Annotated in this window: 25 protein-coding genes; 13 read left to right on the top strand and 12 right to left on the bottom strand. The window is 61.9% G+C overall.

Going from position 1 to position 26,439, the window contains the following annotated elements:
- The first annotated feature begins 148 nt into the window (after positions 1 to 148).
- The gene (locus P353_RS04445; RefSeq protein ID WP_034365879.1) at positions 149 to 2,008 is read left to right on the top strand and encodes an acyl-CoA dehydrogenase; all 1,860 of its coding nucleotides are present in this window, start codon (positions 149 to 151) and stop codon (positions 2,006 to 2,008) included.
- Positions 2,009 to 2,068: 60 nt separating this feature from the next.
- Here the strand turns inward: P353_RS04445 and P353_RS04440 are convergent, their stop codons facing one another.
- Complete coding sequence (locus tag P353_RS04440) at positions 2,069 to 3,100, bottom strand: patatin-like phospholipase family protein (protein WP_034366052.1); 1,032 nt, start codon at positions 3,098 to 3,100, stop codon at positions 2,069 to 2,071.
- A gap of 277 nt (positions 3,101 to 3,377) precedes the next feature.
- Between P353_RS04440 and P353_RS04435 the strand changes: the two genes are divergently transcribed.
- The 5 genes from P353_RS04435 to P353_RS04415 all read left to right on the top strand — a co-directional run bounded on the left by P353_RS04435 (position 3,378) and on the right by P353_RS04415 (position 7,895).
- Positions 3,378 to 4,643, top strand: a complete 1,266-nt coding sequence (locus P353_RS04435; RefSeq protein WP_052084692.1) for an MFS transporter — start codon at positions 3,378 to 3,380, stop codon at positions 4,641 to 4,643.
- Positions 4,644 to 4,819: 176 nt separating this feature from the next.
- Positions 4,820 to 5,329 (top strand): BON domain-containing protein, encoded by a 510-nt coding sequence (locus tag P353_RS04430; protein WP_034365876.1) that lies wholly within the window; start codon positions 4,820 to 4,822, stop codon positions 5,327 to 5,329.
- A gap of 84 nt (positions 5,330 to 5,413) precedes the next feature.
- Positions 5,414 to 6,637 (top strand): PLP-dependent transferase, encoded by a 1,224-nt coding sequence (locus tag P353_RS04425; protein ID WP_034365874.1) that lies wholly within the window; start codon positions 5,414 to 5,416, stop codon positions 6,635 to 6,637.
- Positions 6,638 to 6,858: 221 nt separating this feature from the next.
- Positions 6,859 to 7,656 carry a DUF2189 domain-containing protein gene (locus tag P353_RS04420; protein WP_034365872.1) on the top strand — a complete coding sequence of 266 codons (798 nt, stop codon included), beginning with the start codon at positions 6,859 to 6,861 and terminating at the stop codon, positions 7,654 to 7,656.
- A gap of 20 nt (positions 7,657 to 7,676) precedes the next feature.
- Positions 7,677 to 7,895, top strand: coding sequence for a hypothetical protein (locus P353_RS04415; RefSeq protein WP_034365869.1), 219 nt, complete (start codon positions 7,677 to 7,679; stop codon positions 7,893 to 7,895).
- Positions 7,896 to 7,912: 17 nt separating this feature from the next.
- On the opposite strand, the gene P353_RS04410 is transcribed toward P353_RS04415, so the two are convergent.
- The gene (locus P353_RS04410) at positions 7,913 to 8,644 is read right to left on the bottom strand and encodes an arylesterase (protein ID WP_034365866.1); all 732 of its coding nucleotides are present in this window, start codon (positions 8,642 to 8,644) and stop codon (positions 7,913 to 7,915) included.
- Between P353_RS04410 and P353_RS04405 the strand changes: the two genes are divergently transcribed.
- A complete protein-coding gene (locus P353_RS04405; RefSeq protein WP_034365863.1) occupies positions 8,643 to 9,323 on the top strand; it encodes an ABC transporter ATP-binding protein in 681 nt (226 codons plus the stop codon). The genes P353_RS04410 and P353_RS04405 overlap by 2 nt on opposite strands.
- 99 nt (positions 9,324 to 9,422) lie before the next feature.
- On the opposite strand, the gene sstT is transcribed toward P353_RS04405, so the two are convergent.
- Positions 9,423 to 10,655, bottom strand: coding sequence for a serine/threonine transporter SstT (gene sstT / locus P353_RS04400; RefSeq protein ID WP_034365860.1), 1,233 nt, complete (start codon positions 10,653 to 10,655; stop codon positions 9,423 to 9,425).
- A gap of 307 nt (positions 10,656 to 10,962) precedes the next feature.
- On the opposite strand from sstT, the gene rlmB reads away from it, so the two are divergent.
- Positions 10,963 to 11,733 (top strand): 23S rRNA (guanosine(2251)-2'-O)-methyltransferase RlmB, encoded by a 771-nt coding sequence (rlmB, locus tag P353_RS04395; RefSeq protein ID WP_034365858.1) that lies wholly within the window; start codon positions 10,963 to 10,965, stop codon positions 11,731 to 11,733.
- Positions 11,734 to 11,811: 78 nt separating this feature from the next.
- On the opposite strand, the gene P353_RS04390 is transcribed toward rlmB, so the two are convergent.
- The gene (locus P353_RS04390; RefSeq protein ID WP_232776243.1) at positions 11,812 to 13,443 is read right to left on the bottom strand and encodes a hybrid sensor histidine kinase/response regulator; all 1,632 of its coding nucleotides are present in this window, start codon (positions 13,441 to 13,443) and stop codon (positions 11,812 to 11,814) included.
- Positions 13,444 to 13,843: 400 nt separating this feature from the next.
- Here P353_RS04390 and P353_RS04385 point away from each other — a divergent pair, with 400 nt between their 5' ends.
- The gene (locus P353_RS04385; RefSeq protein WP_034365852.1) at positions 13,844 to 14,617 is read left to right on the top strand and encodes an SIR2 family NAD-dependent protein deacylase; all 774 of its coding nucleotides are present in this window, start codon (positions 13,844 to 13,846) and stop codon (positions 14,615 to 14,617) included.
- A gap of 92 nt (positions 14,618 to 14,709) precedes the next feature.
- Here P353_RS04385 and P353_RS04380 read toward each other — a convergent pair whose 3' ends face one another.
- The 6 genes from P353_RS04380 to P353_RS04355 form a co-directional block, all read right to left on the bottom strand.
- On the bottom strand, positions 14,710 to 15,309 hold the full coding sequence (locus P353_RS04380; RefSeq protein ID WP_034365850.1) for a chromate transporter: 600 nt from the start codon (positions 15,307 to 15,309) through the stop codon (positions 14,710 to 14,712).
- A complete protein-coding gene (locus tag P353_RS04375) occupies positions 15,306 to 15,893 on the bottom strand; it encodes a chromate transporter (protein ID WP_034365847.1) in 588 nt (195 codons plus the stop codon). The genes P353_RS04380 and P353_RS04375 overlap by 4 nt, the downstream gene beginning before the upstream one ends.
- Positions 15,894 to 16,050: 157 nt before the next feature.
- Positions 16,051 to 16,698: a GntR family transcriptional regulator gene (locus P353_RS04370; protein WP_034365843.1), complete on the bottom strand. Its 648-nt coding sequence runs from the start codon at positions 16,696 to 16,698 to the stop codon at positions 16,051 to 16,053.
- Between the two features lie 143 nt (positions 16,699 to 16,841).
- Complete coding sequence (locus tag P353_RS04365; protein WP_034365840.1) at positions 16,842 to 17,588, bottom strand: aspartate/glutamate racemase family protein; 747 nt, start codon at positions 17,586 to 17,588, stop codon at positions 16,842 to 16,844.
- Between the two features lie 15 nt (positions 17,589 to 17,603).
- Positions 17,604 to 19,037 (bottom strand): dihydropyrimidinase, encoded by a 1,434-nt coding sequence (gene hydA / locus P353_RS04360; RefSeq protein WP_034365837.1) that lies wholly within the window; start codon positions 19,035 to 19,037, stop codon positions 17,604 to 17,606.
- A gap of 184 nt (positions 19,038 to 19,221) precedes the next feature.
- Positions 19,222 to 20,526 (bottom strand): MFS transporter, encoded by a 1,305-nt coding sequence (locus P353_RS04355; RefSeq protein WP_034365834.1) that lies wholly within the window; start codon positions 20,524 to 20,526, stop codon positions 19,222 to 19,224.
- Positions 20,527 to 20,798: 272 nt separating this feature from the next.
- Between P353_RS04355 and P353_RS04350 the strand changes: the two genes are divergently transcribed.
- Together P353_RS04350 and P353_RS04345 are read left to right on the top strand one after the other, a co-directional pair.
- Complete coding sequence (locus P353_RS04350) at positions 20,799 to 21,530, top strand: aspartate/glutamate racemase family protein (protein WP_034365831.1); 732 nt, start codon at positions 20,799 to 20,801, stop codon at positions 21,528 to 21,530.
- Between the two features lie 138 nt (positions 21,531 to 21,668).
- Positions 21,669 to 22,517, top strand: a complete 849-nt coding sequence (locus P353_RS04345) for a fumarylacetoacetate hydrolase family protein (protein ID WP_034365827.1) — start codon at positions 21,669 to 21,671, stop codon at positions 22,515 to 22,517.
- Positions 22,518 to 22,544: 27 nt separating this feature from the next.
- On the opposite strand, the gene P353_RS04340 is transcribed toward P353_RS04345, so the two are convergent.
- A complete protein-coding gene (locus tag P353_RS04340; protein WP_034365824.1) occupies positions 22,545 to 23,132 on the bottom strand; it encodes a GAF domain-containing protein in 588 nt (195 codons plus the stop codon).
- Positions 23,133 to 23,217: 85 nt separating this feature from the next.
- Positions 23,218 to 23,514, bottom strand: a complete 297-nt coding sequence (locus P353_RS04335; protein ID WP_034365822.1) for a helix-turn-helix transcriptional regulator — start codon at positions 23,512 to 23,514, stop codon at positions 23,218 to 23,220.
- Positions 23,515 to 23,682: 168 nt separating this feature from the next.
- On the opposite strand from P353_RS04335, the gene cls reads away from it, so the two are divergent.
- Positions 23,683 to 25,122, top strand: coding sequence for a cardiolipin synthase (cls, locus tag P353_RS04330; protein ID WP_034365820.1), 1,440 nt, complete (start codon positions 23,683 to 23,685; stop codon positions 25,120 to 25,122).
- Positions 25,122 to 25,973: an NAD-dependent protein deacetylase gene (locus P353_RS04325; RefSeq protein WP_034365817.1), complete on the top strand. Its 852-nt coding sequence runs from the start codon at positions 25,122 to 25,124 to the stop codon at positions 25,971 to 25,973. Before cls ends, P353_RS04325 begins: the two co-directional genes overlap by 1 nt.
- The last annotated feature ends 466 nt before the right edge of the window (positions 25,974 to 26,439 follow it).

The raw sequence follows: 26,439 nt of genomic DNA, 5'->3' as shown, positions 1-26,439 counted from the left end.
GCACGGCTTACGCAAAACAGGTTCAGGCAAGACGACTGCCTCAGGAAGCAGGCCATTGCTGCATTCTTGCTTGCGTAAGCCCTAATATAAATTGATAGCTTCTTTCGCTTTGCCAGTAAGCGATTGAGTCTGTTTCTATGGGTAATCTATGCGCCTGCGTTCCACCATTGACTTTCTGCTCTACGACTGGCTGCAGGCCGAAGGGCTGACCAGCCGTCCCCGCTTTGCCGATCATTCGCGCGACACTTTCGATGCGGTGATGGACACCTGCGAGCGCATTGCGCGCGAGAAATACGCGCCCTTCAACCGCACGGTGGATCTGCAGGAGCCGCAGTTCGATGGCGAAAAAGTCATCCTGCCCCAATGCACCTACGAAGCCCGCGAGGCCTATGCCGAATCGGGCATGCTCAGCGCGGCCCAGGATTACGAGATGGGCGGCATGCAGCTGCCCTATACCGTGGAGGCGGCGGCCAACTGCTTTTTCGCAGCGGCCTCGATCAGCATTGGCTCGAACATGCTGACCTCGGGCAATGCCAACGCCATCATGGCCCATGGCACCGAGCGGCAGAAAAAAGTCTTTGCCGCCAATGAGTTCAATGGCCGCTGGGCCGGCACCATGGCCTTGTCGGAGCCGCAGGCGGGCTCGTCGCTGTCGGACATCGCTACGCGCGCCGAGCCCGATGGCCTCGAGTACGAGAGCGACGCGCTGGGGCCGCGCTATCGGCTCAAGGGCAACAAGATGTGGATCAGCTCGGGCGACCACGAGATGACCGAGAACATCGTGCATCTGGTACTGGCCAAGATTCCGGGCGCCGATGGCAAGACGATTGCCGGCGTGAAGGGCATTTCTCTGTTCATCGTGCCCAAGAAGCTGGTCGATGCCGAGGGGCGGCTGACCGGAGAGCGCAACGACGTGGCCCTGGCGGGCCTCAACCACAAGCTGGGCTGGCGCGGAACGACCAATACCTTGCTCAATTTCGGCGAAGGCAAATACCCGGTGCGCGGCCAGCATGGCGGGGGCCTGGACGGCCGCGGTGCGGGCGCCATAGGCTATCTGGTCGGCAAGCCCGGCGAGGGCCTCAAATGCATGTTCCACATGATGAATGAGGCGCGTATCTCCATCGGCATGGCGGCCTCCATGCTGGGCATGGCGGGCTATCACGCCAGCCTCGAATATGCGCAAAGCCGCCCACAGGGCAGGCCCATAGGCGAGGGCGGCAAGGATGCGAGCCGGCCGCAGTCGCGCATCATCGAGCATGCCGACGTCAAGCGCATGCTGCTGGCGCAGAAGGCCTATTGCGAAGGTGCGCTGGCCCTGAACCTGCTGTGCGCCAGATTGGTGGACGAGCAGTACACCGGCCAGAGCCAGGAGGCGGCAGAAGCCAGGCTGCTGCTGGAGGTGCTGACGCCGGTGGCCAAGAGCTGGCCCAGCGAGTTCTGTCTGGAGGCCAATTCGCTGGCCATCCAGATCCATGGTGGCTATGGCTATACGCGCGACTTCGCGGTCGAGCAGTACTGGCGCGACAACCGCCTGAACATGATTCACGAGGGCACACATGGCATTCAGGCCATGGACCTGCTGGGCCGCAAGGTCGTCATGGACGGCGGCAAGGGCCTGCAGCTGCTGGCGGCCCGCATCAACGTGACCATCCAGAGAGCCATGCAGCATGAGAAGCTGGGCACCTATGCCAACCAGCTGGCGCGTGCGCTGGCCGATGTTGGATCAACCACCAAGGCGGCCTGGGCCACGGGCAATCCGCAGGAGGCACTGGCCAATGCCGTGCCCTATATGCAGGCCTTCGGTCATCTGGTGCTGGCCTGGATCTGGCTGGATGTGGCGCTGGCCGTGCTGGCCATGGACAAGGATCTGGCAATTGCGGCTCATCGCGGCAGCATGGCCGCGCAGCGCTACTTCTTCCATTACGAGCTGCCGCGCATCGGCGCCTGGCTACAGGTGGTCAAGGCGCGCGACATGACCTGTGCAGGGATGGAGGAAGAGGCGTTCTGAGCCCCACCGCGCAACAAAAAGGCCCGCATCAGCGGGCCTTTTTGTTGGGGCAGGTTCAGCTCAGGGCTTTTCGCAGTTGCCGCTCATGCCCACCATGCCGGAGAGCTTTTGAAGGCTGGAGCGCTGCTTCAGGCAGTCCTGATAGCTGGCTTCGGCGGCTTTTTGCTGCGCCACCTGGGTGGCCTTGGCGCGTTCGGCGCGCAGCTGGGCGATGCGTTCGCGAATCTGCGGCATCAGCGCCGTGGCAGCCTTCTCGCCTTCCACAATCGCATGGCTGCGCTGTGCGAAGTCGGCCGGGCCGATGTCCAGCACCTTGGGGCGGATGATGATGTCGGCGCGTGCCAGCTCGGCCTGGCCCAGTTTCTGGCCCATGATGGCAATCGACTGGTTGAGCGCGCCCAGCATATTGGCCGGGGTCTTGCCGCTGGCCTTGTTGGAGATGTCCACGGCGATCACGATGTCGGCCCCCAGGTTGCGCACGGCATCCACGGGCACGGGGCTGACAATGCCGCCGTCCACATAGTGGTACTTGCCGATGGTGACGGGCTGGAACACGCCCGGCACGCTGCTGGAGGCTCGCACGGCCTGGCCCACATTGCCACGTGCAAACACCGTGCGTTCGCCGTCTTCCAGGCGCGTGGAGATGGCGACAAAGGGCTTGGCCATCTGCTCCAGCGGTTTGCGGTGGACTTGTTCATTCACATAGTCTTCGAGCTTCTGGCCCAGCACCAGACCGCCAGCGGACAGCTGCAGGTCGCGAATCTTGGCTTCGTCCAGCGCCACGGCTTTTTCCTGCAGCTCGAAGGCGTTCATGCCGCTTGCATAGAGCGCACCCACCACGCTGCCGGCGCTGGTGCCGGCCACGAACGAGGGCGTGAGGCCATTGGCCTCGAGCATCTTGATGACGCCGATATGGGCAAAGCCCTTGGCAGCACCGCCTCCCAGCGCCAGGCCGATCTTGATCGGGGGGGCTGATGTAGTCGCGGTGGGCGGCTCGGGTGTCGCTGCAGGGCTGGGGGGATTGCTGCCGCAGGCGGCAAGGCCAAGCAGACTCAAACAGACCAAGGGGCGCAAAAAAACGTTCAGGCGCATGCCGGGAAATCCTGCTGTCATTAGGGCGCAAAGTATAGCGATGGGTGTTTGAGTCGTTGATGTACTGGTTTTGATCGTCAAAAAGCATAGCTTCCTGTGCTTGATAGCAAATAGTTTGGGGCATGTATCCTTTGTTTGGCCTATGCGTGCCGATGCGGCGGTGCAGACAATGCACTCATCACAAGCAAGTGGCTGGCACGCGCTGGCGTCGCGACAGGACGAACGCCTGTCCGCGCTCTGTCCCTGTCGCAGGCCCGGCCCGATCAAGAGGCAGCAAATGTCGCAAGGCAATACATGGCAGGCAGAAGTCGCAACGGCGCAGGCCGCAGTCTGGTGGGTGGGCTTCGGCCTGGTAGTGGGAGTGCTGGGGGCGGCGCTGATCAGCCCGCTTTATGCGCTCTACCAGCAAGCCTGGCAGTTGCGACCCAGCGACATCTCGCTGATCTATGTGCTCTATATGTGCGGCGGGCTGTGCGCCCTGCTGTTTCTGGGGCGTCTGCCTGACCGCATCGGCTTTCAGCGCGTGATGCTGTGTTTCCTGTGTCTGACGCTGGCGGGCACCCTGATCTCCATGCTGGCCTGGAATCTGCCCAGTCTGATCGTCGGGCGCTTCATGGTGGGGGTGTCATCAAGCCTCATCACCATCAGCGCCACCACGGGGCTGACACTGCTGGCTGCCAGCGGAGGTACAGGTCTGCAGCCTCAGCGTGTGGCCATGGTGGCTAGCTTCCTCAATGTGCTGGGCTTTGGTCTGGGGCCCTTGATCGGTGGCATGGCGGGGCAGTGGCTGCCTCAGCCCTTGACGACGGCCTATCTGGTGCCGCTGGTGCTGGGCTGCATCGGTGTGGCGGGCGTTGTCACGCTCAGGCTGCCGGAGTCGGTGCAGCGGGATGCGGGCCAACTGGGACAGGCCCCCGGACGACTGCACTGGCGGGACTGCCTGCCGCGGCTGACCTTACCTGTGCGCGAGGATTTCCTGGCTTTTGCACTGACCTGCGGCTATCCGTTCGTGGCGTTCGGCATATTCGGGCTGTATGCCTCCATGGCGCCGCTGTTTCTGCAGCAGATGATTCCCTGGAGCGGTCCTGTGGTCAGCGGTACGGCCATTGCGGTGATTTTGCTCGTCTCTGCGGGCATTCAGCTGGTGGCTGCCAGCCTGCCGCTGCACCGCTGCGGTTTTGTCGGCATGGCGCTGCTGGTGCTGAGCAACGGCATGCTGTTGCTGAATCTGCAGACGCGCTCGACGCTGCTGTTCATCTTGGGCGTGGGCTTGACGGCACTGGGGCATGGCATGAGCATGTTGGCTGGCATGACCATGGTGGGCCGTCTTGCCAGGCCCGACAACCGGGCCGGCCTGCTGTCCACCTATCAGACCATCGGTCTGCTCGGCTCCATGCTGCCCATGTTGGCCGTGGGCTGGATTGCCGACCGCTGGAGCATCACGCTGGCCGTGAGCCTGTTTGCCGGTTTCGTCATGCTGTTGGCTACCCTGTTGGGACTGGCATTCGCGCGCCATCCGCGCATGCGGGAGGCTGCGGACTGAGTGCAAGCTTGCAGGTCGTTTCTGTAAATTACAGAAGAGAACGCTTATTAATCAAATGTCACAAATTCGGACAAATTTGTCCTACATGGATGCGGGAAAAGTTCGTATCCGAGCCAAAATGGTGGTTCGTTACAGTTGACCGTCATGTTTTTGCAAGCATTAAGGGAGAAATCGATATGACCACTATGTTCAAGCGTTCCGCTCAAGTTCTGGCCATTACCGCCTTGGCCTTTGGCTTGGCTGCCTGCGGCAAGTCCGACGACAACAAGACCGCAGGCCAGAAGCTCGATTCCGCCATTTCCCAGACCGAGAAGGCTGCGGAAAATGCTGGCAGCAAGATTGAAGAAGGTACGGCCAAGGCCGGCGATGCAGCTGCCGATGCACTGGCCAAGGCTGGTGAAGCTACCGGTGCCGCCATGGAAAAGGCTGGCAACAAGATGGAGGAAGGCGCTGCCAAGGCGGGAGCTGCCCTCGATGACGCTGGCATCACCGCTGCCGTCAAGACCGATTTGATCAAGGCCCCGGAGATCAGCGCTCTGCAGATCAATGTGGACACCAAGGGCGGCGCAGTGACCTTGACCGGCACCGTGCCCAACGAAGCCGTCAAGACCCAGGCCGGCGAGATTGCCAAGGCTGCCAAGGGTGTGACCTCGGTCAACAACAATCTGACCGTGAAGGCTGGCTGATAGCCCTCAGCCCTCGCCCGGTACGAAGCCAGAGCGCGCAAGCCCTCTGGCTTTTTTGTGCCTGCATGGCACTAAGATCAGGGCATGACCCAAGCCGACCACAAGCTTTCCACCCATCTGATCCACCATCCCTACAAGCCACCCACGGACTTCGAAGGCCCGCAGCCGGCCGTGCACAAGGCCTCGACCGTGTACTTCGAGAACGTGCAGGCCATGCGCGAACGCCGTTGGCTGGACAAGAGCAGCTACACCTACGGCCTGCATGGCACGCCCACGACCTACGCTCTGGAAGAGCGTCTGGCCTCGCTGGAGGGCGGTCTGCAATGCCTGCTGGTGCCCAGCGGCCTGGCTGCGATTGCCACGGTGTCGCTGGCGCTGCTCAGGACGGGTGACGAGGTGCTGGTGCCCGATAACGTATACGGTCCCAACAAGACGCTGACCGAGGGCGAACTTGCCCATTTCGGCATTCGCCATCAGTACTACGACCCCATGAGCGTCGAAGACCTGGCGGCCAAGATCACGCCAGCAACCAAGCTGGTCTGGCTGGAGGCTCCGGGCTCGGTAACCATGGAGTTCCCGAATCTCGTCGAGCAGGTGCGCCTGTGCCGGGCCAGGGGCGTGACCATGGTGCTGGACAACACCTGGGGCGCAGGTCTGGCTTTTCGCCCCTTCGACCTGCTGGGCGATGGCAGCCTGGGCGTCGATGTCACGGCCCATGCACTGACCAAGTACCCCAGCGGCGGCGGCGATGTGCTGATGGGCAGCATCATCACGCGCAACCAGCCCCTGCATATGCGCATCAAGCTCGCGCACATGCGCCTGGGTTTGGGCGTGAGCGGCAACGACGCCGAAGCCGTGTTGCGCAGCCTGCCCAGCATTGGCCTGCGCTATCACGCACAGGATCGCTCGGCACGCCAGCTGGCGCAGTGGCTGGCCACGCATGGCGCCGTGGCGCAGGTGCTGCACCCGGCGCTGCCTGACGCCCCGGGCCACGCCTACTGGAAGCAGCTGTGCGGACAAGGGCAGGGCCAGGATGGCGTGGCCGCCGGTCTGTTCAGCGTGGTCATCGACGAGCGCTTTGACCAGGCGGCCGTGGATCGCTTCTGCGACAGCTTGCGCCTGTTCAAGCTGGGCTATAGCTGGGGCGGGCCCGTGAGCCTGGTCGTGCCCTATGAGCTGCCCGAGATGCGCAGCCGTGCCACACCCCATATCAAGGCTGGGACCGTGGTGCGCTTTGCCATCGGCCTCGAGGATGCGAGCGATCTGCAGGCCGATCTGGCCCAGGCGTTGCTCAAGGCCTTTGGTTGATGCTATAAATTTAAGAGCTGTTAACGCTGATGATTAAATGATTTCAATGTTGTTATTGGCTGAAATAGAGAATGGATAGGCGCTATAAGCTCTTGTTTTCATAGTGGGGCATGGGGCTGGCATGCGGGCTTTCCGCAATGCAGATTCAAGTCTGAGCGGGTAACTTGTGCTGATCAGATGCTGTCACTCAGGTGCGGCACGGGCGACAAGGAGGGTCTCGCATGCAAGCTTCCCCTGTTTCCGAGGTCAAGGCCGAGTCCGGCAATCTGCAGATTCTGCAGCTGCGCTGGAGCGAGCCCTGGCAATGGCTGCTGCTCGGGCTTGGCGATGTGCGGCGCGCACCAATGATTGCGCTGTTCTACGGCCTGTGTTTCTGGGGCATGGCGCGTCTGATGGCCTGGGTGTTTCGCTCCAGCCCCGAATATGTGATGTCCATGGCCAGTGGCTGTCTGCTGGTCGGCCCCTTCATGGCCATGGGCCTGTACTACGTCAGCAAGCAGCTGGAGCAGGGCAAGCCCGTGCTGCTGTCGCAGTCGTTGACCTGCTGGGACAAGCATCTGGCCAGCATGGGCATGCTGGTCATGGTGCTGATGGTGCTGGAGATGCTCTGGGGGCGCGCCGCCATGGTGGTGTTCGCCATCTCGTTCGACACCGGCATGCCCAGTACGGCAACCCTGCTGCAGACCCTGCTGCGGCCCGAGAACTGGGAGTTCCTGCTGGGCTACACCGCGGTTGGCGGGATATTTGCGGCCTTGGTGTTTGCCAGCATGGTGGTGTCCCTGCCCACGATTCTCGATCTCGATACCGATGCCTTGACGGCCTGCATCACCAGCATGCGCGTGGTGGGGGCCAACACGGGTGTGATGCTGCTGTGGGGGCTGATCATCACCGTGTTGATCGCGGTCTCGCTGCTCTTCTACAGTACAGGTCTGATCGTCATCGGGCCGCTGCTGGGTTGCGCCAGCTGGCATGCCTATAAAGCCAGCGTCCGCGCCGAAAGCAAGGAGGACCCTGCTTGAGGCGCAATGAGGGGGATGTCATGGAGTTCTGGAACTGGTTGAAAAAAGTCTTTGCGCCCCAGCCAGGCGCTTCGGGCCACAGCACCGATTCGCAGCTGGCCTGGACTTCGGCGAGCAGCCGCGAAGACGGCAGCGACGTCTTCAACGACAGCTATTTTTGCGGCTCGGGCAGCGGCGAAGGTGCCTGCAGCTCGGACGGCAGCGACTCCGGCAGTGATGGCGGAGGCGGCGGCGACTGAGGCCGCGCGGCCGACGCTTATTTCAGCAGCGGCCTGAGCTTGGGCCAGACATTGGCCAGCATCTGGGGCTGGGCTTGGGCATTGGGGTGAATGCGGTCGCTCTGAAACCATTGCTCGGCATCCGCCGCATCGCCGATGCCCGACAGCAAAAACGGCACCAGCGGCAGCTTTTGCGTATCGGCAATCTGCTTGAACATGCCGGCAAACTGCTCGGTGTAGGCCGCTCCATAGTTGGGAGGCACCTGCATGCCCACCAGCAGCACCTGGGCTCCGGCCTCTTTGGCTGCCTTGATCATGACTTCCAGATTCTGCTGTGTGCTCTGCAGCGCCAGGCCGCGCAAGGCATCGTTGCCGCCCAGCTCCAGAATCACGATGCCGGGTTCATGCTGCCCGAGCAGCGACGCCAGGCGCGCTCTGCCGCCGGCCGTAGTCTCGCCGCTGATGCTGGCATTGACCACCTTGCGCGGATTTTTTTCGTCATTCATGCGCTGCTGCAGCAGCTGCACCCATCCCTTGCCGCGTGTCAGGCCGTATTCTGCGCTCAGAGAATCGCCAAGCACCAGCACCGGGCCGGGTTTCGCGCCGGGAGCAGCCTTGGCCGGCTCCTTGCTCCTGGCAGGCGATGAGGCCGCTGCCGCGCCGCAAGCCCCTGAAATGGCGAGCGTCAGAGCAACAGCGATACAGTGACGGCGCTGCAGCGCAAAGTGCTGGCTGCGACTCTTGACGTTTTTGCTATCCAATTGATTCATGTCCACAACTCTTGCCATTCCTTTGATTGCCGTTGAGCAACTGTCCAAATCGGTGAGCGATTCCACAGGCGTGCTGGATATTTTGCGGGAAATCAATCTGAGTTTCACGGCCGGCGAAACCGTTGCCATTGTGGGGGCCTCCGGCTCGGGTAAGAGCACTTTGCTGTCGATTCTGGCCGGCCTCGATACCCCCAGTCGCGGCACGGTCCGCTTGCTGGGCCAGGATCTGTTTGCACTCAGCGAGGACGACCGGGCGGCGGTGCGGGCACAGAAGATGGGCTTTGTCTTCCAGAGCTTTCAGTTGCTGGGCAATCTCACGGCGCTGGAAAACGTCATGCTGCCGCTGGAGCTGGCGGGTCAGCGCGATGCGAGGGCGCGCGCCGCGCAGATGCTGGAGCGCGTGGGCCTGGGCCAGCGCCTCAATCACTATCCCAGGCTGATGTCGGGTGGCGAGCAGCAGCGCGTGGCCCTGGCGCGTGCTTTTGTGGTGGAGCCGGCCGTGCTGCTGGCCGACGAGCCCACTGGGAGCCTGGACTTCGCCACGGGCCAGACCATCATGGAGCTGATGTTTGCACTCAACCGCGAGCGCGGCACGACTCTGATTCTGGTTACGCATGACCGCGAGATTGCGGCGCAATGTGATCGCAGCATCACCATAGAAGCCGGGCGCTCTGTCTGAAAAACTAGAAGGCCTGTGTGATTACAGGCCTTCAAGGGTCTTAGCGCTTATCAAATAAGCGCTTGCAGCTATTAAATCAGTAGTCTCTGCGCTCAAACCTCAGATGCGCGCGACTTCCAATCCGGCCCTGCGCTCTGCGGCGCGGCAGGCGGCTGCGGTAAACAGCACGTCGGTCGAGGAATTGAGGGCTGTCTCGGTCGAGTCCTGAATCACGCCGATGACATAGCCCACGCCAACTACCTGCATGGCCACATCGTTGGGGATGTTGAACAGGCTGCAGGCCAGCGGAATCAGCAGCAGCGAGCCGCCAGGAACGCCCGAGGCACCGCAGGCACAGACTGCGGAGACCACGCACAGCAATATGGCCGTGGGGATGTCCACGCTGATGCCCAGCGTATGGGCTGCGGCCAGCGTCAGCACGCTGATGGTCACGGCCGCACCGGCCATATTGATGGTGGCGCCCAGAGGAATCGAGATGCTGTAGGTGTTCTCGTCGAGCCTGAGCTTCTGGGCCAGGGCCAGATTGACGGGAATGTTGGCGCCCGAGCTGCGTGTGAAGAAGGCGGTCACTGCGCTTTCGCGCAGGCAGGTCAGCACCAGCGGGTAGGGATTGCGGCGAGTCTGTGTCCAGACAATGACCGGGTTGATCACCAGTGCCACAAACACCATGCAGCCGACCAGTACGGCCAGCAGATGGGCATAGTCCTTGAGTGCATCCAGTCCGCCCGAGGAGAAGGTGGCGACCACCAGTCCGAAGATGCCGAAGGGGGCCAGACGGATCACGCCCTGAATCACGCGGGTGATGGCGTCGCCGAAGTCCTCCACCATGGTGCGGGTGCTGGGGCTGGCGTGGCGCAGTGCAATGCCCAGTGCGATGGCCCAGGCCAGAATGCCGATGTAGTTGGCGTTCAGCAAGGCATTGACGGGGTTGTCGAACAGGCTCTGGACCACGGTGCTCAGCACCTGGCTGATCTCACCGGGCACGCTCTGGACTTTGGGTGCTTCACGAAAGTGAATCACCGAGGGGAATATGGCGCTGGCCGCCACGGCCACGCAGGCCGCAGCCAGTGTGCCGATAACGTAGAGCAGGAGCACGGGCTTGATATGGGTTTGCTGGCCCGGGCGGTGGCTGCTGATGGCCGCCATGACCAGCAGCAGCACCAGCACCGGGGCCACGGCCTTGAGGGCGGCAATGAACAAGCTGCCCAGCAAGGATGCGGGCTGGGCAGCAGCCGGCCATAGCCAGGCCACCAGGCCGCCCAGAATCAGGGCAATCACAATCTGCAGCACCAGGCTGGTGCGGTTGAACCAATCGAGCAAGGCTTTGAGCATGCTGGGTATTCGTTAGAGGATTGGAAGAGGATGCAAGCGCGTCAATCTCGTCATGCCGGGCATGAAGAGATCTTGTGCGCGAATGCCGGGGGAGCTGCAGGGCAAGCCTGCTGCCAGTCGTTCAGGGCGGCTGCGCAGCCTCATGTAAAGACTCGCACTCGGCACAAGCCATGCCGGTTCTGCCTGATGAGTGGGGGTGCCGCCCGTTGGGGGCGCAGTGTAGCGGCAATGAAAAACCTCAGCTGCCAGCCCAGACATGGCCCTGCGAGTCCCAGGTCTGCCGCAAACGCCGGGATAATACGGCCCCATGTCGTCCCCCAAAGTTCTTTTCGGCTTTCACGCCGTCGGCGTGCGTCTGAAGACCGCCCCTCAATCCATCATCGAAGTCTATTTCGAGGCTTCGCGCCGCGATGCGCGCATGCGCCAGTTTCTGGAACGCGCCAAGGAAGCCGGTGTGCGTCTGATCGAGGCTGATGCCCTGCGCATTGCCAAACTGGCTGGCTCTCACGGCCATCAGGGCGTGGCTGCACGCGTGGAAGAAGTCAAGGACACGCGCACGCTAGACGAGCTGCTCGACGACCTGGCGGAGGAGGGGGTGAAGGCCCCGCTGTTGCTGGTGCTCGACGGTGTGACCGATCCGCACAACCTGGGGGCCTGCCTGCGTGTAGCCGACGGCGCCGGCGTGCATGCCGTGATCGCTCCCAAGGATCACGCGGCCGGCATCAACGCCACCGTGGCCAAGGTGGCCAGTGGTGCGGCCGAGACCGTGCCTTACTTCATGGTCACCAATCTGGCGCGCACGCTCAAGGAACTCAAGGAGCGCGGCATCTGGATCATCGGTACCAGTGGCGATGCCGACAAACATCTCTACCAGATGGATCTGACCGGACCGACAGCGCTGGTGCTGGGGGCCGAGGGCGATGGCATGCGCCAGCTTACCCGCAAGACCTGCGATGCGCTGGTCAGCATCCCCATGCAGGGCGCGGTGGAGAGCCTGAATGTGTCCGTGGCCAGCGGTGTGTGTCTTTATGAGGCATTGCGCCAGCGCCTGGCCGCAGCCGTTGCGATCAAGGCCTGAGTCGGCTTTCCGGGTACTGAAGCAAGGCGTGGCTGCGAGAGCAGCCGCGCCTTTTTTGCAGGTCCGGCCGAGCCGTTCTCAGACGGCCGGCAGATCGGCAGGCGTCTTGCAGTCCGGATGCAGCATGCGCTGTACGGTGCGTGCCAGCTCACCAATCTCCATGGGCTTGCCGAGCACCACATAGCGGCATTCCTGAGCATGCGGCACTTCGGCCTCTTCGCTGCTGGTCATGAGGATGAGCGGAATGAGAACATGCTCCCGGGCCAGCTTTTCCTGCATTTTTGCGATGCTCAAAGCACCGGAAAACTCATCGGCGGCAATGATGAGATCCACCTTCATGCCGCTGTTGATATAGCGCAGCGCGACTTCGGGTAAATATGCGGTCACGACTTGATAACCAAGTCCGTAGAGCACCTGGGCCATGGCATTGCGCGTGGCCAGATCGGGCTCGATGAGCAAAATCGTTTCCCGCCGGCCCGCAGGGGCAGAGGCTTGCGGGCTCAGCGGCACGACCGGTTGTGCGCGCGGAAAGTACAGGCTCACGATGGTGCCCAGACCTGGAGTGCTTTCCACCTCGATCAGGCCCTGGACATGGTCCATGAAGTTCTTGACCATGGGCAGGCCCAGGCCCGCACCCTTGCCTTCGGGCTTGGTGGTGAAGAACATGTCGAAGATGCGGGCCTTGATCTCTTCACTCATGCCCATGCCGTTGTCGGCCACGCTGATCATTACGTAGTCGCCTGCATGGCTGGCACGCTTGAGCAGCACGTTCTCCGCTGTCAGCGTGATCTGGCCTTGCTCTTCGGTGGCATCACGCGCATTGATGCAGAGATTGATCAGCGAGTTCTCGAAATACAGCTTGTCCACGCTGATGGGCCAGATGCTGCTTGCCATATGCAGCTGCAGTTCAGCGTTGTGGCCGACGGCCTTGCTCAGCAGCGGCTCCAGGTCTTGCACCAGTGCACGGGGGTCGGCGGCAGCCAGCTGCATGGATTTGCGACTGCTGAACCCCGTCAGATGCGATGCCAGGCTGCCTGCTTTCTGAATGGTGTTGAGTATCACATCCACATGTTCGAGCTGCTCGGGCTCGCCCAGCTGCTTTTCCAGCATGCCGGCATGCAGGCCGGTGATGAAAAGCAGGTTCTTCATGTCATGTGCGACACCGGCAGACAGCTGGTTCACCATGCCCATCTTCTGGGCCTGCGCGAGGTAGGTCTCGGCCTGATCCAGCGCCTGCTGCTTGAGCCTCAGCTGGTGGCTCAGCGTGGTGATCTGGTCGCGCAACTGGTTCTCGGACTGGCGCATGCTGTCTATGCCCAGATTGGCGCCGACCCAGTAGAGAATCCTGCCCTGCGCATTCTTGACGGGCGACAGCGAAGAAAAAAACCAGTGGTACTGGCCGTCATGGCGCTTGATGCGCAGCCGGTATCCAGTCGATTTTTCGGTGATCAGGGCGCGTGACAGCCCGGTGTTGACGGTCGCCAGATCGTCGGGATGCACGATATCAATCCAGATGCCTTCGCGCAGGCTCAGCGGGCGTACTTCCCGGTAGGCGTATTCATGCAGGGCCCGGTTGAGCCAGGTCACTTCTCCATGGGGTGTTGCAATCCAGACCTGGTAGGGCAGGTGGTCCAGAAAGGCCTCAAAGCGGTTGACATGTCCCAGCCCGAGTTCGTCATCGGGTTCACGAAACGAGGTTTCGGTCGGCAATACATAGCATTGCACTGCTTCTGTCGTGCCAGCGCCTTGAATCGGTGAAAAATGCCAGAGCCCGGGGTGATCGGGCAAGTTTGCAGTCGCTTCCAGGCCTGTTTCCATGCACTGCCTGATAGCGAGCCTGGCTGTTTCCAAAATCTCGCGCTCGGGTATGCCGGGGGGCTGGTGGCTGGGTTGCAGAAGGCGCTGCAATGCAGGATTGGCAAAGCGAAGCTCCAACGTTTGGACATCAACAAGACCCCATGCCAATGCGGCAGGCGTCATGGCTTGCTGAAGTGCGAACAATTGGCCCGATTCGTTCATATGCTGGTGTGGTGCAATATCAGGCAAAGAAGAAGCTCCGCAGAGAAATTCAAGTATTCCACGTTGCAACTCAATTATTGAGGTTATAGCCTTGGTTCAAGCACTTATTGACAATTCTTCGACGTCCTTGGGTGCGATTGCCTGCGTACGTCGCTGGCTGGGCGAGGCGCAGCGACTGGCCGTGCTTACCGGGGCCGGTGTCAGCGCCGAGTCGGGAGTGCCCACTTTCAGGGAGGATGCAAACGGGTATTGGTCCCAGTTCAAGCCTGAGGAAATGGCCAGCGAGGTGGGGTACCGCCGCGATCCGGCTCATGTCTGGCGCTGGTACGAGCACCGACGTGCGCTGGTTGCCAAGGTGGCCCCCAATGAGGGGCACCTGGCGCTAGCGCGTTGGGCGCAACAGCATCCCGGCCAGATGACGCTCATCACGCAGAATGTGGATGGCCTGCACCAGCAGGCGGGCAGTGAAGATGTGCTGAGCCTGCATGGAGAGCTGAACAGGAATCGCTGGCTGAATCGCCGTTGTGCGTCCTGCGACCTGGAGCAGGCTGTCCCGGGGGAGCCGCCTCATTGCGCCGCCTGCGGCAATTTGCTGCGGCCTGCCGTCGTGTGGTTTGGCGAGTCTCTGCCCAGCCAGACCTGGGCCAGGGCAGAGCAGGCGGCAGAGCAATGTCAGCTGATGCTGGTGGTCGGCACGTCGGGCGCAGTCTACCCGGCAGCAGGCCTGGCCAGGATCGCACGGCGCAACCGGGCGCGAGTGGTCATCATCAACCCGCATGCCAGCGAGCTGGACTCGGTGGCGGACCAGATGATCGCCATGCCATCTGCGCAGGTGCTGCCCTTGCTGCTGGATAGTCCCGAGTAGGCAGGCATTGGAGCCAGCAGCGGCTTCAGGACGGAGGCTGCTTTGGCAGTTGACGCCTGATCAGCCGAACCCGGAGTTTGGCGGTGCTGCTGTTACACCCAGCCCAGCGCACCCAGCGCCGCGCCGGCAGCCAGCAGCCACAGCAGATGAATGCGTGTGCGCCATACCAGCAAGGTGCACGCAAGGCTCAGCAGCCATAGCTTCCAGTCCTTGCCAGGGTTGCCGCTGGCGCTGCCCAGCAGCCAGCCAGTGGCCAGCAGCAGACCGATCACCAGCGGAGCCATGCCTTGCTTGAAGGCGCGCACGCCGCGTTTGTCCCGGTTGCGCTGACCCCAGCGCGAGGCCTGCCAGGTCAGCAGCGAGCTGGGCAGCAAAATGCCCACCATGCACACCGCAACACCCAGCGCTCCCAGTCCCCAGGCCGCCGGGCCGGCGCCGCCTCCCGCATTCAGTCCCACGTTCCAGCCCAGCAGGGCGATGAACAACACATTGGGGCCGGGGGCGGCCTGGGCAATGGCGATGGAACTGGTGAACTGGGTTTCCGACAGCCAGCGATTGCCGTCGACCAGATAGCGGTGCATATCCGGCGCAGCGGTGATGGCTCCACCCACGGCCATCAGCGACAGCGTGAGGAAATAGGCAAAAAGATGCAGCCAGTCCACGTTCTGCAGCTCGATCGCCAGCGTGCTCATGCCAGCCTCCGGTAGGTCAGCACGCAGCCTGTTGCGCCCACCAGCAGCAAGGCCCAGAACAGCGGCAGGCGCAGCACGGCCACCAGCACAAAGGCGGCGATGGCCAGCCCTGCGCAATACCACTTGCCCAGTGGGTGCTTGCGCAGCGTGCCAGCCAGCTTCAGGCCCATGCCCGCCACCAGCCCTGCCGCCACGGCGCCCATGCCGCGCAGTGCTCCGGCAACGGCCGGGTTGGCCGCGAACTGGGTATAGACCAGGGTGAGACTGATGACCACCAGCATGGGAAACGTCAGCATTCCGCACAACCCCACGACGGCTCCGCGCCAGCCGAAGTAGCGCTCGCCCAGCATGATGGAAAGATTCACCACATTGGGGCCGGGCATGATCTGCGCTACGGCCCAGTCCTCCATGAACTCCTCATTGCTCAGCCATTGGCGTTTTTCGACCAGTTCGCGCTGCACCACGGCCAGCACGCCGCCAAAGCCCTGCAAGGCCAGAAAGGTCAGTGACCAGAACAGTTCGCTCAGATGGCGCGGGCGTGGCCGCTCGGCTTGCGGCAAGGAATGTGGGGCGGGTGCGCTCATTGAAACGGCCTCAAGGCCTCTGGAAAAAGTGATGGCGATCAGCCGTGGATGCTAATGCGGACGCCCCTGCCCGCATAGCTGCCAGCCATCTCCAGTCGAGAAGGGCGTATCGATCACTTCGATGGCTCCCGTTGCCGGATCGCGACGCCGACTGTGATCAGAGGTCGCCCAGTATCTGCTCCAGATCAGCGTCGTCGGCATCGGCCTCCAGGCGCAGGCTGCCCTGTATGTGATCTAGGTGGCTGAGCATCAGCTGCTCTGCCTGCTCGCCATTGCCCGCGACAATGGCATTGACCACGGCTTCATGCTCGTCCACCAGGCAGCAGGTGTTGACCGCCGATTCATACAGCGAGATCGTCAGGCAGGTCAGTGTGGATAGCTCACGCATGCTGCGCAGCAGCGCGGAGTTGCCGGCCAGCTCGGCAAGCAGCACATGAAACTCGCCGGACAGGCGAACCGTGGCTCGCTTGTCGGAATTGGCACGTGCTTCGCGCTCCTGCTTCAGATGGGTCTGCAGGCGACGGATCTTGCTGTTGTCCATGCTCAGAACGAGGCGGCGCACAATGCCTGGCTCTATCAGCCGGCGCGCTTCGAAGACGTCCAGCGCCTGCTCGATACTGGGTTTGGCGACAAAGGCTCCGCGCTGTGGGAACAGCTCCACCATCTGGTCGCGGGCCATGCGGGCCAGCACCTCGCGCACGCGAGCCCGACTGGTGTTGAAGATATTGGCCAGCCGGTCTTCGCCGAGCTTGGTTCCCGGCAGCAGGCGGTGCTCATGGATGGCTGTGGCAATGCGGGCGGCCATTTCATCCACGGTAATTTCGGATCGAGATGTATTGCTTCGATTGTTCACTTTTGTAGTGCTTTTTGTCGACATGCTGATGAATTCTAGTGTCGCACAGCATGCCGAGCGTCAATCATCTCTATGAAGCTTTTCCCGCAGCGTCTTCAGGGCAGTTGGCTCAACAGCTGGGTCAGTCCGGGGGGAAGGTTCTTGAAGTCCTTGCGTGGCGGCTTGGCAAAGCTGCCGGCGCGTGCAGGAGAGGGGGCCAGCGAGACCAGACTTTGCGCGTGGTTGACGGCGCTGGAGACGCCATCGACGGCCGGCACCGGCAGGCTCTGCTTGATGGAGCGTGCCAGGCCGGCCAGCGGTGCGCCGGCAATGATCAGGACATCGGCGCCATCTTCGCTGACCGCTGCTTCGCACAAGGCCTGCAGGCGTGCTGCATGATCGTCCTGCACACTTCCGATGTCCCGCAGAGGCTCGTCCAGGCAGCGAATGCTGGCGAGTCGGTCTATGAGCCCGTTGCGCTCGACCATATCTCGGTACCAGGCGGTAATGCGCCTGGAGATGGCAATGATGGAAAAGCGCTTGCCCAGCATGCATGCGCTCATGAGCGCGGACTCGGTCATGCCCAGCACGGGAATGTCCAGGGCCTCTCGCAGGCCTTCGAGACCGGGGTCGCCAAAGGCGGCCACGATGACGGCGTCATGCCGTGCGGCATGGGTTGCGGCCAGCTCGGCCACGGCGTAGGCGGCAATCATGGCCTCAAAGCGCGTCTCGATATAGGCCACGCCCATGGGGGCGGTCAGCATGGTGATTTCCGTACCCGAAGCAGCGGCCAGTCTGGCTTCTTTCTCTATAAGAGAAGTAACGCTCTCGGAAATATTGGGATTGATGATCAGCAGTTTCATGGTCTGTGCTCCGGTTCAGAAGCGGTGTGTGGGTCGCTTGGGCAGCAAGGTGGGGGCGCCGCGTTGCAGGAATCGTCCCTGGCCGGCTCGGGCCTGGAACTTCTCGCCATCCCAGACGACCTGGCCGCCCGACAGGGTCAGGCAGGGCCAGGCCTTGAGCAACTGGCCTTCGTAAGGGGTGTGGTCCACGTTGTGATGCAGGTCGCGGTTGCTGATGGTGCGCTCGCCTTCCTGCCAGACGACCAGGTCTGCATCGGCTCCTATGGCGATGCTGCCCTTGCGCGGATGCAGTCCGTAGACCTTGGCGGGGTTGGTGGAGGTCAGTTCCACAAAGCGGTTGAGCGTCATGCGCCCAGCCAGCACGCCGTGGGTGTAGAGCAGGGACAGGCGAGTTTCGATGCCTGGGATGCCATTCGGAATATGGCTGAAGGAGACTTCCTTTCCACCCGGTTTTTTACCTTCTGGGGCATCGTAGTTGAATGGAGCATGGTCGGACGAAAATACGGTGAAGAGCCCGTCGTTGAGACCGTTCCAGATGACCTCCTGGTTCGCCTTGTCGCGCGGCGGCGGGCTGCATACGCACTTGGCGCCATGGTAGCTGTCGTCCAGGCCCAGGTCTTCTGCACTCAGGAACAGGTATTGCGGGCAGGTTTCGGCCATGATGTTCATACCGTGGGAACGCGCCCAGCGGATCTGCTCGACGGCCTCGCGGCCCGAGACATGGACGATGAGGATGGGCACATCGGCAAGCTCCGAGAGCGCGATGGCGCGATGGGTGGCTTCGCGCTCCACCAGCATGGGGCGCGAGACTGCGTGATAGCGGGGGGCCGTGCGGCCGCTGGCTTCCAGGCGCTTGGTCAGCCATTGGATGCAGTCGGCATTCTCTGCGTGGATCATGGCCGTGGCATCGTATTTGCGAGCCACGTCCAGGACATCGAGTATCTGGCCGTCATCGAGCTTCAGATCGTCATAGGTCATGTAGATCTTGAAGGAGGTGTAGCCTTCCCGGATCAGCGCGGGCAGTTCGTTTTCCAGTACTTCCGGGGTGGGGTCGCTGACGATCATGTGGAAGCCATAGTCCACATAGGCCTTGCCTTCTGCGCGGCGATGGTAATCGGCCACGGCTGCACGCAAGGACTGGCCTTTGGCCTGGGCGGCGAAGGGGATGACCGTGGTGGTGCCGCCGCAGGCTGCAGCGCGGGTGCCGCTTTCGAAGTCGTCTGCCATGCGCACCGGCGGCTCCATGGGCTGATCCAGGTGACAGTGGGCGTCGATGCCGCCCGGAGTGACCACTCGGCCTTGAGCGTCGTATTCGTGAGTGCCGGCAGGCAGCTTGTTGCCCAGCTGGGCGATCTTGCCGTTGCGGATGCCGATGTCGGCTTCAAAGATGTCACTGGCGGTTGCTACTTGCGCATTGCGCACCACGATATCGAATTCGCAGGGGGTCATGTTCGGGGTCGGTTCTACGGTGAAAGTGAGTGGCAGCCGGTGCTGGCACGCCTGTGGTGATGTGTGTGGCTAGCTCAGGCTCGATGAGGCCGTGGCTGCTTCAAAAGGGGCTTGCTCTGTGTAGCGAGAAGGCGTGAGCGGCGCTGCATTGGCAGGCCGCTCTGGCCGTATTCGCGTCTGAGGCTTATACGGGTACCTTCTTGCTGTAGTCGATCAGCAGGGCCGAGCAGATGAACAAGCCCACGCCTGCGCCGGTGAACATCATCAGCGCCATGAAGTAAGAGCCTGTTGCCTGCACGATGAGCCCCACGATGATGGGCACACCAATACCGGCGCAATTGCCGCCGAGGTTCATGACGCCGCCCAGGAAGCCGACGCGATTGCGGGTGCCAATCAGGGATGGAATGCACCAGAACAGGCCGCACCAGCGCAGGAAGAACAGGGTGATGGACAGCAGGATGACGACCGTGACGGGGTCGGTGATCTGCGAGACGCCATAGATGGCGATGGTGGCGATGATCGATGCAATGCCGAACAGAGTGCGCAGCACGGTGGCCTGGTTGGCACCTTTCTCACGCCATTTGTCGGCAATCCAGCCGCCGATCATTTCTCCCACGAAGCCGGAGAAGAACATGGCGAACAGCGCGCCGCCCATGGCTTTGATGTCCATGCCGTGCACCTTGGACAGGTAGGTGGGCATCCAGGTCAGCAGGCCGTAAAAGAGCGCGTTGAAGCACATCCAGCCAAAGAACATGCCCCACACCGAGCGGTACTTGAAGAAGTCCAGCAGCTTGCCCTTGCTGGTGCCGGCGTCGGCCCTGGCGTCTTCGGCATGTGCGGCTTCGATGTGACGGGCTTCGGCCTCGTTCACGCCGGAATGCTCGCGAGGGTGGTTGCGGATATAGGACCAGGCAAAGTAGCCCGCGATCATGGTGCCGACGCCGGCGACCACGAAGGAGATACGCCAGGAGCCGAAGAAGGCGATCAGGCCCGCAATGATGACGGCCCCCAGGGCAGCGCCAAGCGGTGCGCCACCGTCGAGCAGCGTGGCGCCACGGCCTCGCTCGTTCTGGGACATCCAGATGCCGTTGAGCTTGCCTCCGGCAGGGTAGATGGGCGCTTCGGCGGCTCCCAGGCCTAGGCGAGTCAGCAGCAGAGAGAACCAGCCTGTGGTGAATGCGGCGATGGTTTGAAACAGACCCCAGCCCAGAGTGGCGCCAGCGATGACCGAGCGTGGGCCGTATTTGTCGGCAAGCATGCCTCCCGGTATCTGCATGAAGGCATAGGTCCAGAAAAACGAGCTCAGCAACAAGCCCTGCATGGCAGGACTCAGGTCGAATTCCTTGGCAATCATCGGCATGGCCACCGATAACGAAGCTCGGTCGATGTAGTTGATCGAGATGAGGAACAACATCATCAGGAAGATCTTCCATCGGACTTTGGTCGGAGCCTGCGTGTGCTCCGCTGCGGCTGTGGTCGGGATATGCATCTTCGGGTTCACTCCATCCAGGGTTGGTTGATGTGATGAAAATTTAAATGTCGACAATGTTGTAAACAATATAGAAAACACCTATGTGACTAAATTTGCATTGATATGCCCACTTTTCTACAGCGTTTCAGAGGAGGTGGAATGTATTTTTTGGCAAATTTGGAAAGTGATGCCTTTATTGTTGTTGACATTATTGTTGACGTTTTGTGGCGACCTGAGAACAATGTGATCCGGCCGCTGAGACGGTCGGCCCTTCACGGAGAACACAAGAGATGACTGCAACCAAGACATGCCTGGGCGTGCTGACGCCTTCTTCGAATACGGCGCTGGAGCCGTTGACCAGTGCACTTGCCGCCAGTGCGGGTCAATGCTCAGCGCATTTTTCGCGCTTCAAGGTGACGGAGATTTCGTTGGCGCAGGCCGCGCTCAATCAGTTTGATGACAGCAAGATTCTTGCGGCTGCAGAGTTGCTGGCCGATGCCAAAGTGGATGTGATTGGCTGGAGCGGTACCGCTGCGGGCTGGCGCGGTTTTGATTGCGACCGGCAGTTGTGCGAGCGCATCGAGCAGCGCACGGGCATCAAGGCGACGACAGCCATACTGGCGCTCAATGAGTTGATGCAAAAGCTTTCCGTCAAAAAACTGGCCATCGTGAGCCCCTATACCGCGGATGTGCAGCAATGTATCGTCAACAATTACCGCGCAGCCGGCGTGGAAACCACGGCTCAGCGGCATCTGAACATTTCTGTCAATCACAGCTTTGCGCTTGTGGAGCCTGAGCAGTTGCTGGGGCTGATCGCAGAGGTGATGGAGGAGGGGGCACCGGATGCGGTAGTGACTTACTGCACCAATCTGCATGCAGCGCAACTGGCCGATCAGGTAGAGCGACGCTGGAATGTGCCGCTGCTCGATACGGTCAGCACCACGGTGTGGGGGATGTTGCGTGCGGCAGGGCGTAGTCCGGCGGATATCAAGGGTTGGGGGCGCTTGTTTGAAGTGGTGTGACAGCCGGTGGTTGCAGCAAGCTCGGCTTTCAGGTCGTGATGCAGGGCAACGCAAGGCGAAGGGCGATGGAGCTTCGTGATGAAAGACCGGGGCCTTTGCTGACCGCACAGAAAATGAGGCCCGAGGAATGGAGAGACTATGAAACTGGTTCGATTTGGAGCTGCCGGTGAGGAAAAGCCCGGTGTGCTGGATGCGCAAGGCGTGTTGCGCGATGCTTCGGCCTGGGTGGCCGACTGGCGCGGCACCGAGCTGCAGCCTGAAAAGCTTGCGCACTGGCGCGATCGGAAAGTCGAGGAGCTGCCGGCCGTGTCAGGTGCTCCTCGTCTGGGTTGCCCTGTGGGGCAGGTGGGCAAGATCGTCTGCGTGGGGCTCAACTACGCAGACCATGCGGCAGAGGCGGGGGCTGAGCCGCCAGCCGAGCCGGTGCTGTTCATGAAGGCGGTCACGGCCATCAGCGGGCCCGATGACGCCATACAGATAGCGCCGGCGGCGACCAAGGTGGACTGGGAGGTGGAGCTGGGCGTGGTCATCGGCCGCCGTGCCATGCGGGTGAGCGAGCAGGCCGCGCTGGGTCATGTGGCCGGCTATGTGCTGGGCAACGATGTGTCCGAGCGGGCTTGGCAGATGGAGCGCGGAGGCACCTGGGACAAAGGCAAGAGCCATGACAGCTTTGCGCCGCTGGGGCCCTGGCTGTTGACGGCCGACGAGGTGGCCGATCCGCATCGCATTGCGCTGTGGCTTGAAGTGAACGGCCAGCGCATGCAAAGCAGCAATACCAGCAATTTCATCTTTGGCGTGCCCAAGGTCATCAGCTATATCAGCCACTTCATGACGCTGGAGGCCGGCGATGTGATTCTCACCGGAACGCCTGCGGGCGTGGGCCTGGGACAAAAGCCGCAGCCCGTCTTTCTCAAGCCCGGCGACGTGGTGCGACTGGGTGCTGACGGACTGGGCGAGCAGCGCCAGGTCTGCGTGGCGGTGAACTGACGCAGCTTTTTCCCGGAGAGCTGGTTTTCAGAGCTTTCCGGGAGAAGCCGGGCCGGAAGGCGTGCACTTTTCTTCGGCCGGCTGCAGTTGCCGGGCCTGCTTGATATCGATTCGCCTGGCCGTAATCTTGGCCACGCATTCGAGTTTTTGCAGGTCCTTGGCCGTCAGGCTTTCATCGGCGGCCTGACTGAAGCAGCACAGCGTGCCGTAGACCTTGCCGCTGGCCAGCACGATAGGGGTGCTCAGATGGGCTCCCACACGAAAAGGAGTTGCCGGCAGCTTGGAAAAGGCCGGGTGGGTGGCAGCGTCATGGACCAGGCCGGGCAGAACGCCGTCGAGCACGCACTGGCAAAACGACTCTTCCAGAGGGCTGCCGCCGCCGGTGGCAATCAGTTCCCTGCCGGGGGCAGTATCGACATGCTGGAACATGCGTTGGCCGTTGCGGATCTCTGAGACAAAAATCACCTCCATATTGAGGTGCTGGCGCAGCTCGTGCAGGACCAGGCGCACGTTTTCATCGACCAGTTCGTCGCTTCGATCTGCCGTGGCCAGCAACAATTCGCTGACCTGTACCTCCAGTGCCTCCGGTGCGTAATCCCAGTTGTGAATCGCCATCTCTCAAACCTCTGAATGTCGCGCAAGAAACTCGGGCCATTGTGGCCGAGCAAACAGGACTCTCAAGTTAACAATACGTAAGACTTCATAGCGAATCCTGGCCGGTCACCGGACTGGCGATGCTGTCGGCTGCAGCCGTCTGGTCGGTCTGGGGCTCAATCAGTGCCAGCACCTGGGCGTGCAGCTCGGCCGGCACGGCGATCAGCTCCATATTCAGCACACGGGCCATTTCCTGCAGAGTGGAAAAGCGCGGGTCGACATCGCCGGTTTCAGTGCGCTGTACGGCCATGCGCGACAGACCGGCACGTTCGGCCAGGTCGGCCTGGGTGATGCGGGCGGCCTTGCGGGCCTGGGCCAGAGTCGTGATGAGTTCGGAAATCATGCGTATCAATATACTCTTTGTAGCGCGGTACAAAAGCATGGCGCCAGCTTGAGGGTGTTTCCCCCGGTCAGGCGGATCGCCGCAGTCTGCCATGCCGCTGCCATACTGCGAGGGCATGGTGGTGATGGTTCATCGAACAACAGGAGTGCGCAATTGGACTGGATAGCAATGCAGCTGAGCCAAGAGAGCGTCAAGCTCTGGCTGTCCGCTGGCTGGTCGCTGTATGTCATCGTGGTGGGCATCTGGATTTTGCTGCAGCGCAGCCAGCCGATTGCCACGCTGAGCTGGCTGTTGTCCATGGCAGCGCTGCCTGTGGTGGGTCTGTTGGTCTATTACTACTTCGGTCCGCAACGCATGAAACGCCAGCGTATCAAGCGGCTGCGCTCGCGCAAGCGTTCGCGGGTGCGCAACAGCATGCAAAAGCTCAGGGAACGCATTCCGGCCAAGCAGGAACGCCTGCGCCAGGTGGCGCGGCTGGTCGGCATGACCAGCGATTTCCCGGTAAGCACGGCCACTTCCATGCAGTTGCTGGTGGGGGGCGCCGCGACCTTTGATGCGATTGCCGAGGCCGTGAGCGCAGCACGCCACCATGTGCATCTGGAGTACTACATCTACGAGCCCGATCAGACCGGCACGGCCTTGCGTGATTTGCTGATCGAGAAAGCACGTGCAGGTGTGCAGGTGCGTTTGCTGGTGGATGCTCTGGGCTCCAAGAAGCTGGGGCGAAAGTTTCTCGAGCCGCTGCAGCAGGCCGGGGTCGAGGTGCTGCGCTTTCACGACGCCAAGATAGGGCGGCGACTGCGACCCGTGGTCAACTTCCGTACCCACCGCAAGATTCTGGTCTGCGATGGCAAAGTGGGCTTTACGGGCGGCGTGAACGTCACCGATGAAGAGAACGAGCGCATTTGTGACGATGCCTATCACGATGTGCATCTCCGGGTCGAAGGCTCCGTCGTCAACTGGCTGCAGACGGTGTTTCTCGAGGACTGGGCCTACACCCGCAGCGATGATCCGCACCGCCTGCCCGACGATCTCGATGACTTGCTGCCCGACTGCGAAGACGGCCCCATCCCCATGCAGGTCGTGACCTCGGGGCCTGACGACCAGCTGGACGCCATCTACCGCGCCTATCTGGCGGCCATCAACGCGGCCCAGCAGCGCATCTTGCTGACCACGCCTTACTTTGTGCCGACCGAAGGCGCGCTGACGGCTCTCACCAATGCTGCACTGCGCGGTGTGGAGGTCCGCATTCTGGTGCCGAAGAAGTCTGATTCGTTATTGGTGACGGCCGCTGCGCGCTCCTATTTTGACGAGCTGATTCGCTGTGGCGTGCATATCTATGAATATGCGGCCAGCATGCTGCACTCCAAGACCTTGGTGGTCGATGACAATATGGCCATGATCGGCACGGCCAATTTTGACTATCGCAGCTTTTTCCTCAACTACGAGGTCTGTGTGATCGGCTACGGGCCAGAGCTGAATCAGGCCATCGCTGCCCAGTTCGAGGCTGATCTGGGCCAGGCTCGAATGGTGCAATATCGCAGCGAAAAAGGTCTGCGACGACGGCTGATCGGTTCCGTGGCCCGATTGACATCGCCGCTGCTGTAATGAGTGAAACCCTGAACCATTGTGTGGATGCTCTGGCGCTGTGGCGCCTGCAGGACTGGCTGCATGCGCACCCGCGCGTGGTGGTCATTGGTGGCGCCGGCTGCAGCACCGAAGTCGGCATTCCCGACTATCGTGACCGCAACGGACAGTGGAAGCGCCCCCAGCCCGTGACCTACCAGGCCTTCATGGGCGATGTGATGGTGCGTCAGCGCTATTGGGCGCGTTCCATGCTGGGCTGGCGCGTGATGGGTCAGGCGCGTCCCGGTGCTGCCCATCAGGCACTGGCGCGGCTGGAGCAGCAAGGCCGGCTCGAGCTGCTGATCACCCAGAATGTCGATGGCCTGCATGACGCGGCCGGCAGCCTGAACATCGTGGACCTGCACGGGCGCATCGACACCGTGCGCTGCATGGACTGCGACAAGCGCTCTGCCCGCGCCGATCTGCAGCAGCGGCTGCTCGCACTGAACCCGGCTTGGGCCCAGCTGTATGCCGCCCCTGCACCTGACGGCGATGCCGATCTGGAGGGGCGGGACTTCAGCGGGTTTGTCGTTCCCGCCTGCCCACATTGCGGAACGGGCCTGATCAAGCCCGATGTGGTGTTCTTTGGCGAGACCGTGCCACGTGAACGCGTGCAGACCTGCATGGCTGCCGTGGCCAGGGCCGACGCCGTGCTGATCGCCGGCTCTTCATTGATGGTGTATTCGGGTTACCGCTTTGCTCTAGCAGCGCATGAGCAGGGCAAGTCCATCGTGGCCATCAATCAAGGCGTGACAAGGGCGGATGCACTGCTGGCTTTCAAGGTGGAGGCCGATGTGGGTCAGGTCTTGATGGGTTTGATCGAGGCAAGCTAGCTCACTGCCTTCGCACAATCGATGAGGGCAGGGCGGGGCAAACAGTCTGCATGCTCCTCAAGCGTATACCGGTCTCGTTGAGGTAAAGGATGGCAGCATGCCTCTGGTGTCGCCGATCACGGTCTCGAGTTCATTGCCACCGGTTGGGTGAAAATCGCGGTGCAGCAGCGGCCCATGGCTGCGCTTCATGAAGCGGCGGGGAATGCCAAGAGATTTTGTGTGCCGTCATTGAGCGGCTGTATGGCCAGCATGGGCGCGGGCGATACAGCCGCTGCCCCAGCGTGAAACTCATGGCGGAGCTAGCTTTGAACACATAGCTGCCGGAATGTAGGGTGCAGATATTTGGGTTCCTGCGGGTTCGGGGGGGCGCGTCTTGCGCGCCGCGCTCGGCTGACTTTCGCACAGAGGTTTTCTGTTGGCGTGGATCGCAGGTCATAGCAAAAGCCTGGCCTGCGCGCTGCGCGCT

It is taken from the genome of Comamonas testosteroni, assembly GCF_000761245.1.
Taxonomy (GTDB): domain Bacteria; phylum Pseudomonadota; class Gammaproteobacteria; order Burkholderiales; family Burkholderiaceae_C; genus Comamonas; species Comamonas testosteroni_C.
The sequence above is the reverse complement of the archived record's forward strand: the minus strand, read 5'-3'. Positions and strand labels throughout refer to the sequence as shown.

Excerpts from the sequence above, each read along its gene's own strand:
- P353_RS04445 (WP_034365879.1), top strand. The coding sequence starts at position 149 with ATGCGCCTGCGTTCCACCATTGACTTTCTGCTCTACGACTGGCTGCAG.
- P353_RS04440 (WP_034366052.1), bottom strand. The coding sequence starts at position 3,100 with ATGCGCCTGAACGTTTTTTTGCGCCCCTTGGTCTGTTTGAGTCTGCTT.
- P353_RS04435 (WP_052084692.1), top strand. The coding sequence starts at position 3,378 with ATGTCGCAAGGCAATACATGGCAGGCAGAAGTCGCAACGGCGCAGGCC.
- P353_RS04430 (WP_034365876.1), top strand. The coding sequence starts at position 4,820 with ATGACCACTATGTTCAAGCGTTCCGCTCAAGTTCTGGCCATTACCGCC.
- P353_RS04425 (WP_034365874.1), top strand. The coding sequence starts at position 5,414 with ATGACCCAAGCCGACCACAAGCTTTCCACCCATCTGATCCACCATCCC.
- P353_RS04420 (WP_034365872.1), top strand. The coding sequence starts at position 6,859 with ATGCAAGCTTCCCCTGTTTCCGAGGTCAAGGCCGAGTCCGGCAATCTG.
- P353_RS04415 (WP_034365869.1), top strand. The coding sequence starts at position 7,677 with ATGGAGTTCTGGAACTGGTTGAAAAAAGTCTTTGCGCCCCAGCCAGGC.
- P353_RS04405 (WP_034365863.1), top strand. The coding sequence starts at position 8,643 with ATGTCCACAACTCTTGCCATTCCTTTGATTGCCGTTGAGCAACTGTCC.
- P353_RS04410 (WP_034365866.1), bottom strand. The coding sequence starts at position 8,644 with ATGAATCAATTGGATAGCAAAAACGTCAAGAGTCGCAGCCAGCACTTT.
- sstT (WP_034365860.1), bottom strand. The coding sequence starts at position 10,655 with ATGCTCAAAGCCTTGCTCGATTGGTTCAACCGCACCAGCCTGGTGCTG.
- rlmB (WP_034365858.1), top strand. The coding sequence starts at position 10,963 with ATGTCGTCCCCCAAAGTTCTTTTCGGCTTTCACGCCGTCGGCGTGCGT.
- P353_RS04380 (WP_034365850.1), bottom strand. The coding sequence starts at position 15,309 with ATGAGCACGCTGGCGATCGAGCTGCAGAACGTGGACTGGCTGCATCTT.
- P353_RS04375 (WP_034365847.1), bottom strand. The coding sequence starts at position 15,893 with ATGAGCGCACCCGCCCCACATTCCTTGCCGCAAGCCGAGCGGCCACGC.
- P353_RS04370 (WP_034365843.1), bottom strand. The coding sequence starts at position 16,698 with ATGGCCGCCCGCATTGCCACAGCCATCCATGAGCACCGCCTGCTGCCG.
- P353_RS04365 (WP_034365840.1), bottom strand. The coding sequence starts at position 17,588 with ATGAAACTGCTGATCATCAATCCCAATATTTCCGAGAGCGTTACTTCT.
- hydA (WP_034365837.1), bottom strand. The coding sequence starts at position 19,037 with ATGACCCCCTGCGAATTCGATATCGTGGTGCGCAATGCGCAAGTAGCA.
- P353_RS04355 (WP_034365834.1), bottom strand. The coding sequence starts at position 20,526 with ATGCATATCCCGACCACAGCCGCAGCGGAGCACACGCAGGCTCCGACC.
- P353_RS04350 (WP_034365831.1), top strand. The coding sequence starts at position 20,799 with ATGACTGCAACCAAGACATGCCTGGGCGTGCTGACGCCTTCTTCGAAT.
- P353_RS04345 (WP_034365827.1), top strand. The coding sequence starts at position 21,669 with ATGAAACTGGTTCGATTTGGAGCTGCCGGTGAGGAAAAGCCCGGTGTG.
- P353_RS04340 (WP_034365824.1), bottom strand. The coding sequence starts at position 23,132 with ATGGCGATTCACAACTGGGATTACGCACCGGAGGCACTGGAGGTACAG.
- P353_RS04335 (WP_034365822.1), bottom strand. The coding sequence starts at position 23,514 with ATGATTTCCGAACTCATCACGACTCTGGCCCAGGCCCGCAAGGCCGCC.
- cls (WP_034365820.1), top strand. The coding sequence starts at position 23,683 with ATGCAGCTGAGCCAAGAGAGCGTCAAGCTCTGGCTGTCCGCTGGCTGG.
- P353_RS04325 (WP_034365817.1), top strand. The coding sequence starts at position 25,122 with ATGAGTGAAACCCTGAACCATTGTGTGGATGCTCTGGCGCTGTGGCGC.